Origin of the sequence: Citrobacter portucalensis (genome assembly GCF_023374935.1) — a bacterium.
Lineage (GTDB): Bacteria > Pseudomonadota > Gammaproteobacteria > Enterobacterales > Enterobacteriaceae > Citrobacter > Citrobacter portucalensis.
Window position 1 is genome coordinate 673,465 of record NZ_CP092466.1, and the last position, 16,449, is coordinate 689,913.

A 16,449-nucleotide genomic window follows, 5' to 3' on the forward strand; every position below is an offset into this window, starting at 1 on the left:
ATAAATGTGTCTCTCACGTGGTTAATTTTAAGGATAAGAGCATGCCAACAGCAATTGAGAAAGCATTGGATTTTATTGGTGGTATGAACACTTCGGCGTCAGTACCACATTCAATGGATGAAAGTACCGCTAAGGGAATCTTAAAGTATTTGCATGACTTAGGTGTGCCAGCGAGTCCGGAAGTTGTGATGGCACGGGGTGAGCAAGAGGGATGGAATCCCGAGTTCACGAAAAAAGTGGCCGGATGGGCAGAAAAAGTCGCCTCCGGTAACCGTATCCTTATCAAGAACCCAGAGTATTTTTCAACCTATATGCAGGAGCAGCTCAAAGAGCTAGTGTGAGCTGACTATCGAATTAAACTCTAACGGACGTTTCCATCCCAGGATGGCGGCGTCCAGATGGGGTTGCCAGTGACATGCTGTTTTCTGAACAGGTGTATCGCGTAAATAGCTTTAGTCCCCGCCAGCCATTTTCTTCCGTGTACTCATTCAACATATTAATGCAAGCAAGTATTGATTTTTCCAGGACAAACTCTTTTTTGATACATACCAATTTCTACGGAATACCCATAAAAAAAGGACCTGCGATTTCTCGCAAGTCCTTGAAATTTGGTGGCCCCTGCTGGACTTGAACCAGCGACCAAGCGATTATGAGTTAGAATGCAACTTCTTACATTAAAATACTTATCTATAATTTTCAGCAACTTAATTGATATGAAAATACTGTATAAATAACCATAAATACTCTAAAATACTCCTTTGCGGTATCCTATAGGTATCCTAGAGCAAAACAAGCGATTTTCAGGATACCCCGATCGCTTGGTGTGGAGTGTTTGTGGAAACATTCAAATTTACGAAAACTAAGCTCGAAAACCTCCCACCTGCCGAACGTGGCCAGGTTGAGTACGGCGATACCATCGTTAATGGCCTGCGCATCCGCATTGGCACCAGTGGTGTGAAAAGCTTCTGTATCTCACGTAAGAGAAATGGAAAATTCATCCGGGCCACGCTGGGCCGTTTTCCGGATCTTACTATTGATAATGCCAGGGCAAAGGCACTCGAAATGTTGGGTGACGTAGCGACCACCGGGAAAAATCCTAATGTGGAAAAGCGTGTCAATGAGAAGGCATCTGTCACGCTTGCCGATGCGCTGGATGCCTATATTAAGAACCGTGGCCACCGCCTTAAACCCACAACCGAAAAGCAATATCGCGCTATCTTGCAAAATTACTCCGGCGACTGGATGAAACAGTCCCTCGCTACTATTTCGCGTGATCGTGTTGAGCATCGTCACAAAGCAGTAACTGATGGTTCAGTCTGGTTTGGCGCTGATAAAGAAACGCTCAGGGCTGGGGTAGGAAGCGGTAGCAAAGCTCAGGCTGACCTGTGGGCCAGAGCTCTACGCGCCGTATATCGTTTCGCACATGATCATTATCGTGATGAAGAAGGGAGAACGCTGTTACCTGACCCGCCAACACTGGTGCTGAGTACAAAGCGTCAGTGGCATGGCACGATCAGAAAGACAGAGCGCATCCGCACCCATGACTTTGCTCGTTGGTTAAATGCCGTCGCTGTAGTTCGTGATAAGGCCGAAGAAGGACGAGATGATGTAGCTGCCGCAATATGTGACGCTGTAGAAATGTCGATGTTCACCGGGCTGCGTAAATCTGAAATATTCGAACTAACCTGGAATCGGGTGAATATTGGCGGTCGTTATTTCTGGATAGATATCACCAAGAACGGCGATCCGCTCGAGCTTCCAATCACTGAAACTCTGCTGAATCTGTTCCGGCGCCGACTGAAAATGAAAAACGGAAATGAGGCTTTAGTGTTTCCTGGAGTTAAAGGAGTCATTAAAGAATATCGCCATGTAATTGATCGAATCAGTGCCGCCACCGTCCCAGACCCCAATCCTGATTTGCTCCAGCCAATCCCATTCAAATGGCACGATGCCCGCCGTACATTCGGTACAGTTGCCGAGCTGGTGGGCGTTGGTAGTTATATCCTCAAACGACTGATGAACCACCGAACGATGCGTAGTGCAGATGTTACTCAGGGCTATCTTCATTTTGGTGCTGATGAACTACTCGAGCCAGCTACCCGTATTGAACGGGCCATCCTGGAACATGCTGGGCTTGTGAAAAGCAAGAAAGCCATTGATGCACAATTATTGTCTGCATTAGGCAATTTGACTGATGATGAGAAGCGTAAGATGCTTTTTGAAATACTAAGCCAAAATCATATGCAGGTTAAGAAATGAGTTATTTAAAACGAGTGGATGCCGAGCATGTGGCCAGTATGCTTGCATTTCAAAAATTGGCAAAAAGTTATTCTTCGGAAAACGCAAATGAGCATGTAAAAATTATTGAAAAAGAATTAGCTGGAAAAACTATCAGAGAAAAAAAGTGGATAGCGAGTAGCCTTGCCGAAGTGCAGATGGAAGAGCAAACCAGACCATTATCGGATGATGAAAATGTGTTGGTTAAAGCTGTGAATGTGTTGGCAGTACTTGGATATACAGACCTTGCCAAAGAGTTAGGCGCTTTGGCTGATAGGTTTGGGCGATGCGTAGCGTTATCGGATATTTATATTAATCACATTATTGACGGTGCTGTTAAAAAAAATAGAAGTGATGCAGCTTCAGGGCACCGGCATCATTTGCATGATGAAATTGTGGCGATTATGAAAGTTACCTGGGAGAGTAATCCCGCTTTATCTAAAAAGAAAATGATCGCAAAGTTGATGAACCGTTATGAGGGACGAGTTGATGAAGGAACGGTAGATAGCTGGATAAAAAAAGAAAAGTTATTACCGCCTAAACCTAAGAAATACATTAATTCTGATTTGGTTTTTCCACCGGATTACGCATAGCGCTAGATTACAAAATAGGGAGGGGGAATAGCTGATACCCCTCCCCATAAGTAGCTTTCCATCCTGAATATTTGCTTCTCACCTTATTGGCGAAAAATCAAAACATTAGAGTGGCCTAGTTGTTAACCAATAATACACGGAGCTACTTATGCATTTGGTTGAATCGAATTATTCTAAAAGACTCACTCGTAATGAGGCCGCAGCTCATCTTGGTGTGAACCCACAGACGCTGGCAAACTGGGCGCATACTGGCAAGGTAAAAATTCCCTTTCATAAGGTCGGTCGGAAGGTCATTTACTTCAAGTCTGATCTGGATGCTTATCTGGATTCCACCCGCAGAACGCAGACGGTTTAAGGGGCTGGATATGGCAAATAAAACAAAGGCGGCCATGCCGGGCCGCCAGTGTAATCAAACGAAAATAAATCATGGACAGATTACCAGGCTTACTGCTGATGGTCAAAATCAGCCTTTTGGTTCGATGCCCTGTCGGCGCAATTCCGCTCTACCTAACTCCTTCAGCCAGTTACTGGTACTGGTGTTCTCAGCTTGTGCTAGCTCATCAAATTGCTTGCGTAATTCAGCAGGAATGCGGATTGGTAGCATTGGTGACTTGCCGCCACCCTTAGGCTGTTTATCTCGAGATATTGACATGTATATGCCTATAGGTTTATGGTTAACTCAAATAGGCATATACACTAACATGTGTGAGTCTATAAAAACAACGCCCCGTAGTGCTAGGAACACATACAGGGCGTCTGACCACAAACCGTTAATTGGAGTAACGACTATGGCTGGAACACAGCATACCCAAACTCACCCCAAATTTACATGGCTATTCCTCGGTATACCGAAGGGCCAGACTTGCACACCCGTAGTGATCCGCATCGCCGCCGACACGGAGAAAGAAGCCAGAGAATGGTATTCCCGCTGGGATCTGACTTTTGCCGCAAAGATTCGCTCTGAATGCTCTCTGTACCAGTACGCCAGCGGTGCTTATGAATTGAATGTGATGGGAGGGTTTCATGGATAGTCAAATTCCGATGCTGAACATCTCACTGCATGTCTCCCCTAATTTTTCCGGTCGTATTTTGCTTTATGTTGAAAACGGCTTAGTTAAAGGAGATACGGTATTACGTCCGGATGAAATTATAGGTACGCCATCACTCTTTGATCACATCCTTGAACGCGCCGGTTATCGCGTAACGCCAGTCAAAAAGGACTAAAGCCATGAAGAAGAAAGTTAACAGCTTAACTGCTGGTGGTCAGACTCGGCCTGAAATCCTTCCGGGCGATATTTTCAAGGATAATCGGGGCGAACGGGTAACGGTGAAAATGATCACTAATAATCGTATTACATATATCAGGGAGGGTTATTCCGGAGAGTGTGTTTTCCCGGTCGAACGATTTGAAAGGGAGTTCAGTCCGGTAAAACGGCAGACGTTCAGCGAATGGTGCAAGTCGAATAACACAGCAGAAAAAATTCAGTATTTGCGGGCTTTAATTGCTGCTAAGAGAGCGGGCAAATGAAACGTGCTCCGAACTTAAAATTTTTGCCAAAGGAAAAATTTACAGAGGCAATCATTTTTGCCGGGGCTGATGCTTACGCTCATGCAAAGGGATGGGAAGAGGGCCTGGGTAAGCAAATTGCAGAAGATACCACGCCTCCTATCTATCTGGGGCCAAAGCAACTGGCTGAGCTGGACAACCTGCAAATTATTGATAAGGGGCGGCATAGTGCTCGTGTATATCTGGCAGGGAACATTGAACCGAGACTGATAAACGCCATTGGCGAGAAGCTGGCGCGGGCAGGAGTGCAAGATGCCAAGCTATACAAGGGGATTCCCGACCACCAGCCGGAGAACTGGAAAGAGTATCTTTCACGTTTGCGCGAACGGATTGAGGATTCTGTACTAGAGGATTCTATGCGTCATAGTTTGCCGCTGAGCGTTGGATCTGATGGATATGACCAAGAACAAGATTACACGCTAAAAAGTTATCTCCCTGCAAACAGCCTGAGCAGTATTTACGGTCCCAGTGGATCTTACAAAAGTTTTCTAGCTGTATCCTGGGCCTGCCATGTTGCGGGAGGATTTAAATGGGCTGGAAAATCTGTCTCACCAGGTGCTGTGATGTACGTTGTTGGAGAAGGGGGGATCGGTGTTCCACGCCGTATTAAAGCATGGGAGAAATTGCATCATGTGAAGCTGAATAATCTTTTTCTGGTCAATCGTCCCGTCTTCCCGGTGCGTCGTGAGGAAACAGAAGAGATGATAAAAGCTGCAAAGGATGTGAAATCCCGAACGGGACAGCCGGTACGCCTGATCGTCGTAGATACGCTGGCCCGTTGTTTTGGCGGTAATGATGAGAATGATGCCCGGGATATGGGGGCGTTTATTGAAGGCTGCGACGTTATAAAGCGTGAAACCGGAGCCACATTACTAGTGGTCCACCATTCTGGGAAGGATGATACAAAGGGAGCCCGGGGCTCCAGCGCATTCAGGGCTGCACTTGATGCAGAGTTTAACATTCGGCGTGAGGGGGAAGGTGGGGCAATAATTCTTACCTGCACCAAGATGAAAGATACAGAAGAACCCAAACAAGCTGCTTTCGATTTGCGTACGGTAGAACTGTTCACCGACCGCGATGGTGAAATAGTCTCGTCGCTGGTTGTTCGTGATATACCACGTGAAGCAAGAGAGTTGGACCCTGAACTGGCGGAGATTAAGAATCTGACGGGCAATCATGCAGCACTCTGGCAGAGTATTCGTAGCAGAAAAGCAAAAGGAGAAACATGCAACAAAGCTGTTTTGCGTGATGATATGGAGGCCATGATGGGAGAGAAAGCTAGAAAATCCTTTCACAAATGGCTGGAGAAACTGATCCGCGATGGGCTAATAGAGGTCGATTATCAAGGCGTGATTACAATACTCTCAGGTGAATAATTGCGGCAGCAAATGCGGTTGGTGCGCTAGTTGTTTTAAATCTGCGCTGTTGCCGCACTTATTTCATATATACCTGGAAAAAGTGCGGCGGTAAGTTGGTATGCTCTCAACTCCGCATGAATACTGGGTTTATACCATTTCAACCAATCTCGCTTGCCGCACTCATATGCGGCAAAAGAAAATGCGGCGTGAAATGCGCAAAGAGCGGCAAGGGTGATATGGATTTTAGAACTTAAGCGAGCAAAGGTACTGTGTACACTTTGATTCAACTTGTTCGTACTACAGCATCGCTATTCACTCCTCACCACTCCAATTCACAATACTATGCTAATCCTACAGATCTTTTAAAGATCTTGTGTGTTGTGATCTTGCGCAATGAGAAATGTTGTGCCATTATTCTTGCATGTTGAGCTCTATAAGCTTAAGGAGGTTAGAATTATGGACTTATCCAAGGCTAACTTTTACAGTTTTATCGACCAGTATGCTGACATCACTGGTGCGTCACCAAGCACTGCTGGTAACGTTCGTAGCGTTTGCTACTTAGTCAAAGCTTTTATTTCTGACCATGTGCCTGCAGATGAGTGGGATACGACCGGTATCATTAACACTTACGTTATGGCCAATGGTATTGCTGAGGATACGCAAAAATCCTACATCAGCCGCTTTAACGGAGCTGTCGCAAAATTTATTGCGTATGAGAAAGGCGAAGATGTGACCGTGAAGCAGCGTAGATCGCCTGTGAAAAACAGCCAATCATCGCCGGTCAGTTTGCAGAATACTTTAGTAAAAACCTTTGAACTGCCGATTCCTCTTCGTGACGAACTTACCGTAATCATCGGTAATCTTCCTCGTGATTTGACCAAAGACGAGGCGAGAAGGATCAGTACCATTATTGAGTCCTTTGCGGTTTCACAGCCAGCAAGCGACTAAACAAAAAAGCCCTGCTGGGGAGCAGGGCTTTAGGGGGAAGAAAATGGATTTTCTTCCAGAGTGCAGATTAACTGCGTCTCTTTAAGTATCAGAACTTAAGAATAGCGGTTAACCTGCGTAGTTACAAGGCTGGATGGGATTACAGCTTGTACATAAAAACAGGTAATGTTTATGGCTAACGGAATCTGTCCAAAATGTGGTAACGCTTGTGAGGTCATCTTCAGACCCTACAAACGCAACCCTGACGGGACCTTGAGTTATCCTAAACGGGCGAAGGTATTTGCTATCCCCGTGTGCAACTGCTAAGCGTTAGTTGCTTTGAAATCAACCCGACTTCGGTCGGGTTTTTTGTATTCAAAACATCCTTCTATCCGATAAATTGTCTAGCGGTTCTACTTATCTAAATAATCAAACAGTTATCAGCAATTGATGTAATAGACAGTATCGTATACTTTAAAGTTTTCTTTGTTTTTTTAATGCATTGAATTTATTGGTTAATTTACAAAATCAGAAAGGCTAGATGTTTAAGGGGTATTTATTTAATTTTATAGGTCTGGAGTCGAGATATGCCAATCACCAATGAAGAACGTATGGAACATATGGAAAAGTTTAATCTAACCAGTTTGGACACCATGTCTACTGCTGATTACCGGGAGGCATTAGAGCAAGAAGCTTTTTTTTGGGACGATCCGCACGGTTTCATTATGCATACTCTTTCTGGGGAACGTATCGTCACAAATACAGAACAACTCGATGCCTTACTTGAGCATTTGGAAGGATACAGGGCTCTGTTACCAGACCCCCCGATGTGTATGAGCGAGAAGTAAACAAAGGCCTAGGTAAACTCTAGGCCATGTTAATCACTTTGGTGCCAGCTTTAATCTACCACTTGGCTGAGTGATTGCGGATCTTCCTGGTGGTATTGCTATGACTCGGCCATCAGTACCTTGTCTTGACGTATATCCAGCAGGAATAGCGACTACTCTACCATCAGTACCCTGGCGGCTTGTTGCACCTGGCGGAATAGCCACAACTCTACCATCGGTTCCTTGGCGACTTGTTCCACCTGGTGGAATAGCTGTAACTCGTCCATCGGTGCCTTGTCTGGATGTCCATCCGGAGCGAATCTCAATTACTCGGCCATCAGTACCCTGCCGAGAAGTTGAACCTGGGCGTAAAGGTACTACCCTTCCATCTGTTCCCTGACGAGATGTCCAACCATCAGGAATTGTTATTTTCTTACCATCTGTTCCAGTACGGCTAGTTGGCATAAAAACTCCTTTAAACTTTTTTAAGTACGGCCCTGCGGTATTCAGACTACTCCTAATTGATGTTTTTTGTAAATTTTTATTACTTCTTTTTACCCACTGCTACCCCAATCTCTTACTGGGGTTTTCTTTATATTTTTCATGTATATCTTGAAGAGTGGCACTCAGACGTGAGCCGCCACTGTCCACCCGGTTCTTCCGGCAGATCCGCGGTTTTCTCTCCGGGTGGACATCCCTTAAAGCGCTGGTTTCACGTCTTAACATTCATTGTTACGGAAACCACTCCATGAAGAAATTACTCGAATTACGCCAGCAGAAAGCTGAACTCAAAACGCAGATGCGTAACCTGCTTGAAAAAGCCGACAGCGAAAAACGCAGTCTCACCGACGAGGAGGGCACGCAGTTTGACGAACTCCGCACCCGCGCCGGGACACTCGATACTGAAATCAGCCGCTACGAAGCCATAGCCAGCGAAGAACGTAACCAGCCAGGCCACCCGGTGAACGAAAACGGCGTAAGCAACGACGAACTACGCACCTACATTCTGACCGGGGAAGCCCGCAGCCTGTCTACCGGCATTCCGGAAGATGGCGGCTATACCGTTATTCCTGAACTCAACAAACAGATCATGCAGCAGCTTAACGATGAGTCCGTTATGCGCAAAATCTGTACAGTGAAAAAAATCGGCAGCAACGAATTTAAACAGCTTGTCTCTGTGGGCGGAGCGGGGGTTAACCACGGCGAGGAAGGAAAAGCCCGTGGTGAGACAACAACGCCGAAACTTGAAGAAGTCAGTATCCGACTCTTCCCGGTTTACACCTATCCGAAGACTACACAGGAAATCATCGATTTTTCTGGTGTGGATATCATGGGCTGGCTGTCCTCTGAAATTGGCGATGTTTTCGTTGATACCGAAGAAACGGATCTGGCATCCGGCGATGGCGTGAAAAAAGCGAAAGGCTTTCTCTCTTATCCCCGCAGCCAGGACGGAGACAAAACCCGCCCGTTCGGTACGCTTCAGTCCGTCACAGGTGCTGCACTAAATGCCGATTTGCTGATTGATCTGAAATTTAAACTCCGGGCGAAATACCGAAAAAATGCTGTATGGGTGATGAACTCCACTACGGCGGCCTCCGTTCAGAAACTGAAAAACGGTAACGGGGATTACATCTGGCGTGACCGTTTACAGGCAGGTGATCCGGATACGCTGCTGGGGCTCCCCGTTGAATATCTCGAAACCATGCCGGACAACCTGATCGGTATTGGCGACTTCAAACGTGGCTATTTCATCGTTGACCATGAGACAGGCACCCGCACCCGTCCGGACAACATCACCGAACCGGGCTTTATCAAAATTCATACGGATAAATACCTGGGCGGTGGTGTGGTTGATTCCGGCGCCATCAAGCTGCTCGAAATCTCTGCTTCCTCCACCAAATAATTCACAGGGGCTTCGGCCCCTTTCTGGTCTTTATGGAGTCCGTTATGGATACCGTTAATTTTGAAATCCGCACCTCAGAACTCATCGCCAAAGAGCGCAGGCTGGTGGGCTATGCGGTGCGCTGGAACAGCCTGTCAGAAATCATCTGGGACGAATTCCGCGAACAGTTTACGCCGGGGGCATTCGCTGGCTATCTCGCATCCGGTAATGATGTGCGCTGTTTATTTGAACATGACTATACCCAACTGCTGGGGCGTACCAGATCCGGCACGCTGATACTGTCGGAAGATGATACGGGTCTGCGATTTGAACTGACACCACCCAATACACAGTTAGGTAATGATGTGCTGGAGCTGGTGGAACGGGGCGATATAGAAGGCATGTCGTTTGGATTCCGGGCATTGAAAGAGAACTGGGATATTAGCCAGTCGCCTTATCTGCGTACCGTCACCGCTGCTGAACTGCGTGAAATTACGATCACTTCTCTGCCTGCTTACCCGGAGTCCGGTGTGGAAATTGCACACCGCTCGCTTTATTCCCAGTATCCGGAGTTACGCCGCGCTGGCGATAACCGCCGACGCTGGGCCGAACTGGTGGAGATCTGATATGTGGACTCTCTGGCCTTTCAGCCGTAAGGCAGAACAACGCAGCATGGCCATCGATGAATGGCTGGCGATGGCGGGCATACCTAATACCGGATCCGGCGAATATGTATCTGCGGGGACGGCGGAATCTCTGCCGGCTGTCATGAACGCCGTATCGGTCATCAGTGAAGCAGTGGCAACCATGCCCTGTTATCTCTACCGGGTTACGAATGATAAAGGGCGTGAGGCGCGGGAGTGGCTGAGTAATCACCCGGTTGATTATCTGCTGAATGAGCAGCCGAACGACTGTCAGACACCGTACCAGTTTAAACGCACGATGATGCGGCACTGTCTGCTGAACGGTAACGCTTATGCAGTGATCCGCTGGGGCCGTGACGGACAGCCTGAATCATTGCATCCATATGCACCGGGGACCGTAGTACCGGAGCGTCTGTCCGGACACCGTTACAAATACACTATTACTGAACCCTTTAGCGGAATCACCCGTACTTATCTTCAGGAAGAGATTCTGCATCTGCGTTATGCCACGGACGATGGTTTTCTGGGGCGCTCACCGATAACCATCTGCCGGGAAGCGCTGGGCCTTGGACTGGCCCAGCAGCGCCACGGCGCTAACATCATGAAAGAGGGCATGATGGCGGCGGGCATTGTCAAAGCAAAAGACTGGCTTGACGGCGTGAACGGTAAAAAAGCCCTGGATGCACTGGAGCGGTACAAGGGTGCACGAAATGCCGGGAAAACGCCCATTCTTGAAGGAGGAATGGATTACGAAAAATTGGGCATGAGTAATCAGGATGCTGAATGGCTGGCTTCCCGGCGTTTTTCCATTGAAGACATTGCCCGTATGTTTAATGTTTCTCCGATCTTTCTTCAGGAATACAGCAACAGTACCTACAGCAACTTCAGCGAAGCGAGCCGCGCATTTCTCACAATGACCATGCGTCCCTGGCTGGCGAATTTCGAACAACAAATCAAATCCGCTTTGCTGGTGGCCCGTCCTGCATCCGGTACCCGTTACCAGGTTGAGTTCGATTCTGCTGACCTTCTCCGCGCTACACCAACCGAACGCTACGCCACTTACGAACGCGGTATTAAAAACGGGATTATGAATCCGAATGAAGCCCGCGAACGTGAGGGGATGCCACCGCGTGAAGGTGGGGACGAATTCAGCCAGGCATGGAAGCAGCAGATCGAAGTAAATAACAATAACAGTAAGGAGGGTAGCGAATGAGAGCCGGAGGATTAAAACATCGTATAACGCTGCAGCGCTATGAACAAAGTCAGGGGCCATTGGGAGAACCGATAAAACGCTGGGTGGACTACGCCACGATCTGGGCTGAGGTAAAAGGTATCTCTGGCCGGGAGCTTCTGGCTACCGGTTCGTTGTCCTCTGAGGCCACAGTCAGAATATGGATACGCTATCGCAGTGATGTTAAGCAGGGACACAGGGTGAAATATCTGTCACCCGCAGTCAGTGGTGATATTTACGGTATAGAGGCGGCCCTCCCGGATAACAACCGCACAAGTCTTGAACTCCTTTGTAAAGGAGGCGTGTCCAATGGCTGAATTAATAACTCTGGAAGAAGTAAAACTGCATTGCCGCATCGATGGGGATGATGAGAACGCCCTGATAAACGGGTATATCGTCGCCGCGCTGGAGATTTGCCAGAAACATATCGGCAGGCGTTTTGATGACGGTCTCGAGTTTAATCCTGCGCTGAAGGTCGGATGTCTGCTACTGGTCGGTCACTGGTATGAGCACCGGGAAATAGCGGCGGAAAAAACGTCCGAGCTTCCCTTTAGCACTTCGTCATTGTGGAACTACTACCGGGAACCAGGAGTGTATTAAATGCCATGGCAACCCTTGCGACGCTGTACAGAGCCCGGATGTAATAAACGGGTAAAGTCCGGCAAATGTGATGAACACAAACGGAATGCACAACGGCAGAGTGATAGCCGACGAGGCACACGCACAGAACGCGGTTACTCCAACCGATGGGGAGAATACCGGCTCCTCTTTCTGAAGACTAATCCGCTATGCGCCCACTGCCATAGTGCTGGCGTCTATAAGCAGGCAACTATCGTTGATCACATCATACCTATTGAGGGCGAAGGTGATGTGTTGTTCTGGCCAGCCAGTAACCACCAGCCGTTATGTGCTGCCTGTCATGGTCGCAAGACAGCCACAACGGACCCGCTAACTAAGCAGCAGCGTAAAGCCGGAATGTTCCGGGAACAGGAAGAAGCAGCGCAGCGCCGCAACGACTGGGTCTATGAGGTTGCTCATGAGTGAACAGGAATACATGAGTCAGCGTGAACGGGGTGGGGGAGGTTTCAAAGACAACCCCCTCCCGGCGAGGAACCACCCGCTCCCTCAAATTTTTATGCGCGGTAATTTTTTTGACAGCAGTAAATTAAGGAAAGAATAAGTTATGGCAAGACCACCCAAACCACCCGCCTATCTTGATGAAATCGCGGGACAGCAGTGGAAGACAAAAGCAAAGCAGATGGCTGAGCGCGGGGATTTAACCCCTGCGGACTGGAACAACCTTGAGCTGTATTGCGTCAATTATTCCATGTACCGGAAAGCCGTTGCAGATATTGCCCTGCGCGGGTTTTCAGTTGAAGGATCCCGCGGGGCCACAACCAGTAATCCGGCGCTGAAAGCCAAATCTGATGCTGAGAAAATTATCATTAAAATGTCGTCGCTGTTGGGTTTTGATCCGGTAAGCCGTCGCCGTAATCCGGTTGAAACGGAAGAGGAGGACGAGCTTGACCGTCTGGGATGAGTACGCAAACGCTGTAAAATCGGGGGAGATCCCGGCCTGTAAACGACTGAAACAGGCCGTAAACAGGTACTTTTCAGACCTGTATGACTCGCGTTATGTGTTCGATACGGAGACCGTAGAACGGTTTATTGCCTTCTCCCGACTCTGTCCACACGTTAAAGGACCTCTGCGGGGCCAGCCTATCGCGCTGGAACCGTGGCAGCAGTTCGCCTTCGCTAATCTGCTGGGCTTTAAAGTCAGGGAGTCAGGTCGCCGGAAGTACAGCAGCGCTTTTATCGAAGTACCGCGCAAGAATGCCAAATCCACCGTAGCCGCCATGCTGGCTAACTGGTTTCTGATAATGGAGAAAGGCCAGCAGGATATTTACACGGCGGCGGTGAGCCGGGATCAGGCCCGAATCGTGTTCGACGATGCCCGCCAGATGTGCCTGCTGTCAAAACCGCTGAAAAAGCGCGTCAATATTCAGGCGCACAAGATCATTTTCCCGAAGAGCAACAGCCTGTTAAAACCACTGGCGGCAAAAGCGGCCACCATTGAGGGGACTAATCCCAGCCTGGCGATTGTCGATGAGTACCACCTTCACCCGGATAACGGCGTTTATTCCGCGCTTGAGCTGGGTATGGGCGCACGTCCTGAGGCGATTTTGTTCGCCATCACGACCTCCGGGAGTAACGTCGTTTCCGCCTGTAAACAGCATTACGATTACTGCTGTCAGATTCTGGCAGGGGAAGAGAGGAACGATTCGCTGTTTGTCCTGATCTATGAGCTGGATGACGAAAGCGAGGTTGAGCAGCCGGACATGTGGATCAAGGCCAACCCTAATCTGCATATATCCGTTGATGCGGCGAAACTGGAATCCACCGTTCAGAAAGCGCGGGGTATTCCGTCGCAGTGGGTGGAAATGCTGACCAAACGTTTCAATATCTGGTGTCAGGGATCCACGCCGTGGATGGGGGCCGGGGCATGGGATGCCTGCGCACTTGATTATGCTGAAGAAGACCTGGCCGGAATGGAGTGTTACGCCGGGTTTGATCTGTCCTCAACCAGCGATATCACCAGTGTAAGTTACGCTTTCCCGTTCGACAGGGAGATCCGACTTCTTACCCGTCATTATCTGCCGGAAGCGCAACTGCTTAACGTCGCCAACAAAAACCGCGCCATCTATCGCCAGTGGGTGAACGCGGGCTGGATACGCACCACGCCCGGCGACTGTATCGACTATGACCGCATCCGTGATGATATCCTGCGAGACGCTGAAAAATTCAGTATCCGGCTGGTGGGCTTTGATACGTGGAACGCGACGCATCTGCGTACCCAGCTACAGGGGGCGGGGCTCGATGTGGAGCCTTTCCAGCAAACCTATCTGCGGTTCAGCCCGGTTGCTAAATCTTTTGAGGTGTTCGTTAACCGTAAGGTATTACGCCATCGTGGCGATCCGGTTCTGTCCTGGGCGATGGGGAACGTGGTAATGGAGTCCGACGCTAACGCCAACATAAAGCCTAACAAAAAGAAATCCGGTAACAAGATAGATCCTGCGGTCGCAGCGTTGATGGCGTTCGGTACTTTCCAGGCAGAACATGAGGATTTCACTTTTGACATGAGTGACAGCTACAAGGAACGGTTGGCGACGTTTAACGGGGTTTGAGCGAAATGCGTCGTACTAAACATCTGCAATTGATGTTGGGGAAACTTTAATCACTATTACCATTAGTTAAAACTTTTACTAATAGTCTTAAGCATATTATATTCCACCTTAAACGAGCATATACAAGGTTATCAACTTATAACCTGTTTATACATAACAAGAGATCTTATGATGATGGAAATTATGGTAAACCAGCCTTCAATAAACAATGAGCTTTGAGGAAAGGGAAGAGAGATGAGTGGGTACGAAGATGACTATGATGTTTGGATGAAAAATAGAAAAACCATTACCGAACAACGATTGCATCCAAACCATTGGTTTAACCGGGCATCAGACTTGAGAGCTTCAGCACATGTTTTATGGCTATCAATGGAATCAAAAGATATTCAACAAAAAATGGGGTATGGGGGGGGATTCTCTCTTGAGGTTGCATGTAACCCTGTTTATCACATGCTTTGTGGTTTAGCTTTAGAGTTAATTTTAAAAGCAGTAATAGTGCAGCGTTCAGGAAAAGTACCGGAGGTACATGACTTGAATTTATTGGCTAAATTAGCTGAAGTTCCGGTAAATACAAAGAGAAAAGAGTTACTGAAATTTTATACAGCCGCGATTGTTTGGACTGGACGTTATCCTGTTCCCGCTAAATGCGATGATGACAAATTACTAGACTACTGGGCATTGGCATCTAGTGTACTTACGGATAGAGTCAAAGGGGTTGGCAATTTGAACATTCGGAAAGGAAATGGGGCCGCAAACTGGGATAAATTTCAGGTGTTATTTAACGAAATAAGGGAAAAATTTGAATTTGCTTAGCTTCGTTAGTTACCAATACCCCCGAAGGGGGCCCGGCTTTCGCCGGGCCGGGCTTGTTACGCTGCCGTTACTTCAATAAAAAAATCAAAGCAACGCACACTAGTACTGCGACAAATGGGCCTAGACCGATGTTGGCGAGTACCGTAATTAAACCGGTAACGGCAATCACACGTGCTGACAGCAGGTCTGAGCCCTTTCCAAAAGTATCCATTGACACCTCCGTCGGGGTCTTTGCCGGTCTCATGAAGAGTTGGGGGCAAAAGTTCAGACCCGTAGCACTTTCTTGTTCGCAGATGAACGGCTGCTACGACCCAACTGTACTGTAGGCATACGCCAATTCTTACTTACTAATACTTTTCCGAGGTATCCTATGAGTATCCTGGAAAAGCAAGAGGACTTGAAGCTTTATGTAAGTCCTTGAAATTTGGTGGCCCCTGCTGGACTTGAACCAGCGACCAAGCGATTATGAGTCGCCTGCTCTAACCACTGAGCTAAGGGGCCGTGGCGGTGGATTATAAAGTAACTCCGCGTTGCAATCCAGACATAAGCGTACGGATGCTGTTTTTATAAACAATGTATTTTCAGTCCGTTATACTGGTTCCTCTGATGTATTGTTCGGAGTAATTATGGTTAAGGACATACTGGCACCGGAGCTGCGGGTGGTGTTTTGCGGCATCAATCCGGGGCTTTCTTCCGCAGGTACAGGATTCCCCTTTGCGCACCCCGCTAATCGCTTCTGGAAGGTTATCCATCAGGCGGGATTCACCGATCGCCAGCTTAAACCTGAAGAGGCACAGCACCTACTGGACTTCCGCTGCGGCGTGACTAAGTTTGTCGACAGACCAACGGTGCAAGCCAATGAGGTGAAACTACAGGAGATGCGTAACGGTGGTCGTCTGCTCATTGAGAAAATAGAAGAATATCAGCCAGCCGCGCTCGCTATCCTTGGGAAGCAGGCATTTGAGCAGGGTCTTAGCCAGCGAGGGGCGCAGTGGGGAAAACAAACGCTGACCATTGGCGCGACGCAAATATGGGTATTGCCGAATCCCAGCGGGTTAAGCCGGATAACGCTGGATAAACTGGTGGAGGCGTATCGGGAAGTGAATGATGCCTTGCTCAGGCGGGGACTATAAAGAAAAACGCCA

The 16,449-nt window shown here is 48.2% G+C and carries 22 protein-coding genes and 1 tRNA gene; 20 read left to right on the top strand and 3 right to left on the bottom strand.

The features are described 5' to 3' along the window. The first annotated feature begins 17 nt into the window (after positions 1–17). The 10 genes from LY264_RS03255 to LY264_RS03305 all read left to right on the top strand — a co-directional run bounded on the left by LY264_RS03255 (position 18) and on the right by LY264_RS03305 (position 7,570). Positions 18–341, top strand: coding sequence for a DUF1889 family protein (locus LY264_RS03255; RefSeq protein WP_001573898.1), 324 nt, complete (start codon positions 18–20; stop codon positions 339–341). Positions 342–834: 493 nt separating this feature from the next. After that, positions 835–2,259, top strand: a complete 1,425-nt coding sequence (locus LY264_RS03260) for an integrase family protein (RefSeq protein ID WP_071692235.1) — start codon at positions 835–837, stop codon at positions 2,257–2,259. Then, on the top strand, positions 2,256–2,870 hold the full coding sequence (locus tag LY264_RS03265; protein ID WP_071692236.1) for a hypothetical protein: 615 nt from the start codon (positions 2,256–2,258) through the stop codon (positions 2,868–2,870). The genes LY264_RS03260 and LY264_RS03265 overlap by 4 nt, the downstream gene beginning before the upstream one ends. A gap of 148 nt (positions 2,871–3,018) precedes the next feature. After that, a complete protein-coding gene (locus LY264_RS03270; protein WP_064542224.1) occupies positions 3,019–3,225 on the top strand; it encodes a helix-turn-helix domain-containing protein in 207 nt (68 codons plus the stop codon). Between the two features lie 10 nt (positions 3,226–3,235). Continuing rightward, the gene (locus LY264_RS25960; protein WP_375293803.1) at positions 3,236–3,901 is read left to right on the top strand and encodes a host cell division inhibitor Icd-like protein; all 666 of its coding nucleotides are present in this window, start codon (positions 3,236–3,238) and stop codon (positions 3,899–3,901) included. After that, positions 3,894–4,094 (top strand): hypothetical protein, encoded by a 201-nt coding sequence (locus LY264_RS03285; RefSeq protein ID WP_071692237.1) that lies wholly within the window; start codon positions 3,894–3,896, stop codon positions 4,092–4,094. The genes LY264_RS25960 and LY264_RS03285 overlap by 8 nt, the downstream gene beginning before the upstream one ends. A gap of 4 nt (positions 4,095–4,098) precedes the next feature. Continuing rightward, complete coding sequence (locus LY264_RS03290) at positions 4,099–4,398, top strand: DUF4222 domain-containing protein (protein ID WP_071692238.1); 300 nt, start codon at positions 4,099–4,101, stop codon at positions 4,396–4,398. Next, a complete protein-coding gene (locus LY264_RS03295) occupies positions 4,395–5,813 on the top strand; it encodes a helicase RepA family protein (protein ID WP_071692239.1) in 1,419 nt (472 codons plus the stop codon). Before LY264_RS03290 ends, LY264_RS03295 begins: the two co-directional genes overlap by 4 nt. A 438-nt stretch (positions 5,814–6,251) precedes the next feature. After that, positions 6,252–6,743 (top strand): hypothetical protein, encoded by a 492-nt coding sequence (locus tag LY264_RS03300; RefSeq protein WP_071692240.1) that lies wholly within the window; start codon positions 6,252–6,254, stop codon positions 6,741–6,743. Positions 6,744–7,309: 566 nt separating this feature from the next. Further along, positions 7,310–7,570, top strand: coding sequence for a hypothetical protein (locus LY264_RS03305; RefSeq protein WP_071692241.1), 261 nt, complete (start codon positions 7,310–7,312; stop codon positions 7,568–7,570). A gap of 152 nt (positions 7,571–7,722) precedes the next feature. Here the strand turns inward: LY264_RS03305 and LY264_RS03310 are convergent, their stop codons facing one another. Further along, positions 7,723–7,875: a hypothetical protein gene (locus tag LY264_RS03310; protein WP_165612483.1), complete on the bottom strand. Its 153-nt coding sequence runs from the start codon at positions 7,873–7,875 to the stop codon at positions 7,723–7,725. A 422-nt stretch (positions 7,876–8,297) separates the two neighbouring features. Here LY264_RS03310 and LY264_RS03315 point away from each other — a divergent pair, with 422 nt between their 5' ends. The 9 genes from LY264_RS03315 to LY264_RS03355 all read left to right on the top strand — a co-directional run bounded on the left by LY264_RS03315 (position 8,298) and on the right by LY264_RS03355 (position 15,304). Further along, positions 8,298–9,452: a phage major capsid protein gene (locus tag LY264_RS03315; protein WP_071692242.1), complete on the top strand. Its 1,155-nt coding sequence runs from the start codon at positions 8,298–8,300 to the stop codon at positions 9,450–9,452. A gap of 44 nt (positions 9,453–9,496) precedes the next feature. Continuing rightward, complete coding sequence (locus LY264_RS03320; protein WP_071692243.1) at positions 9,497–10,057, top strand: HK97 family phage prohead protease; 561 nt, start codon at positions 9,497–9,499, stop codon at positions 10,055–10,057. Position 10,058: 1 nt separating this feature from the next. Then, entirely contained in the window at positions 10,059–11,288 is a 1,230-nt protein-coding gene (locus LY264_RS03325; RefSeq protein ID WP_071692244.1) for a phage portal protein, read from the top strand. Next, entirely contained in the window at positions 11,285–11,623 is a 339-nt protein-coding gene (locus tag LY264_RS03330) for a phage head closure protein (RefSeq protein WP_071692245.1), read from the top strand. Before LY264_RS03325 ends, LY264_RS03330 begins: the two co-directional genes overlap by 4 nt. After that, positions 11,616–11,906, top strand: coding sequence for a head-tail connector protein (locus LY264_RS03335; protein WP_001650759.1), 291 nt, complete (start codon positions 11,616–11,618; stop codon positions 11,904–11,906). Before LY264_RS03330 ends, LY264_RS03335 begins: the two co-directional genes overlap by 8 nt. Further along, positions 11,907–12,350 carry an HNH endonuclease signature motif containing protein gene (locus LY264_RS03340; protein WP_071692246.1) on the top strand — a complete coding sequence of 148 codons (444 nt, stop codon included), beginning with the start codon at positions 11,907–11,909 and terminating at the stop codon, positions 12,348–12,350. It abuts the gene before it with no gap. A 139-nt stretch (positions 12,351–12,489) separates the two neighbouring features. After that, positions 12,490–12,846: a phage terminase small subunit P27 family gene (locus LY264_RS03345; RefSeq protein WP_071692247.1), complete on the top strand. Its 357-nt coding sequence runs from the start codon at positions 12,490–12,492 to the stop codon at positions 12,844–12,846. Further along, a complete protein-coding gene (locus tag LY264_RS03350) occupies positions 12,830–14,491 on the top strand; it encodes a terminase large subunit (RefSeq protein WP_071692248.1) in 1,662 nt (553 codons plus the stop codon). Before LY264_RS03345 ends, LY264_RS03350 begins: the two co-directional genes overlap by 17 nt. Before the next feature lie 234 nt (positions 14,492–14,725). Beyond that, positions 14,726–15,304 carry a HEPN domain-containing protein gene (locus tag LY264_RS03355; protein ID WP_071692249.1) on the top strand — a complete coding sequence of 193 codons (579 nt, stop codon included), beginning with the start codon at positions 14,726–14,728 and terminating at the stop codon, positions 15,302–15,304. Between the two features lie 67 nt (positions 15,305–15,371). Here the strand turns inward: LY264_RS03355 and LY264_RS03360 are convergent, their stop codons facing one another. Both LY264_RS03360 and LY264_RS03365 read right to left on the bottom strand, forming a co-directional pair. Beyond that, complete coding sequence (locus LY264_RS03360; protein ID WP_165612484.1) at positions 15,372–15,515, bottom strand: hypothetical protein; 144 nt, start codon at positions 15,513–15,515, stop codon at positions 15,372–15,374. 214 nt (positions 15,516–15,729) lie between these two features. Continuing rightward, positions 15,730–15,805, bottom strand: a tRNA-Ile gene (locus tag LY264_RS03365). Between the two features lie 125 nt (positions 15,806–15,930). Here LY264_RS03365 and mug point away from each other — a divergent pair. After that, positions 15,931–16,437, top strand: coding sequence for a G/U mismatch-specific DNA glycosylase (mug, locus tag LY264_RS03370; RefSeq protein ID WP_048225574.1), 507 nt, complete (start codon positions 15,931–15,933; stop codon positions 16,435–16,437). Positions 16,438–16,449 lie beyond the last annotated feature (12 nt).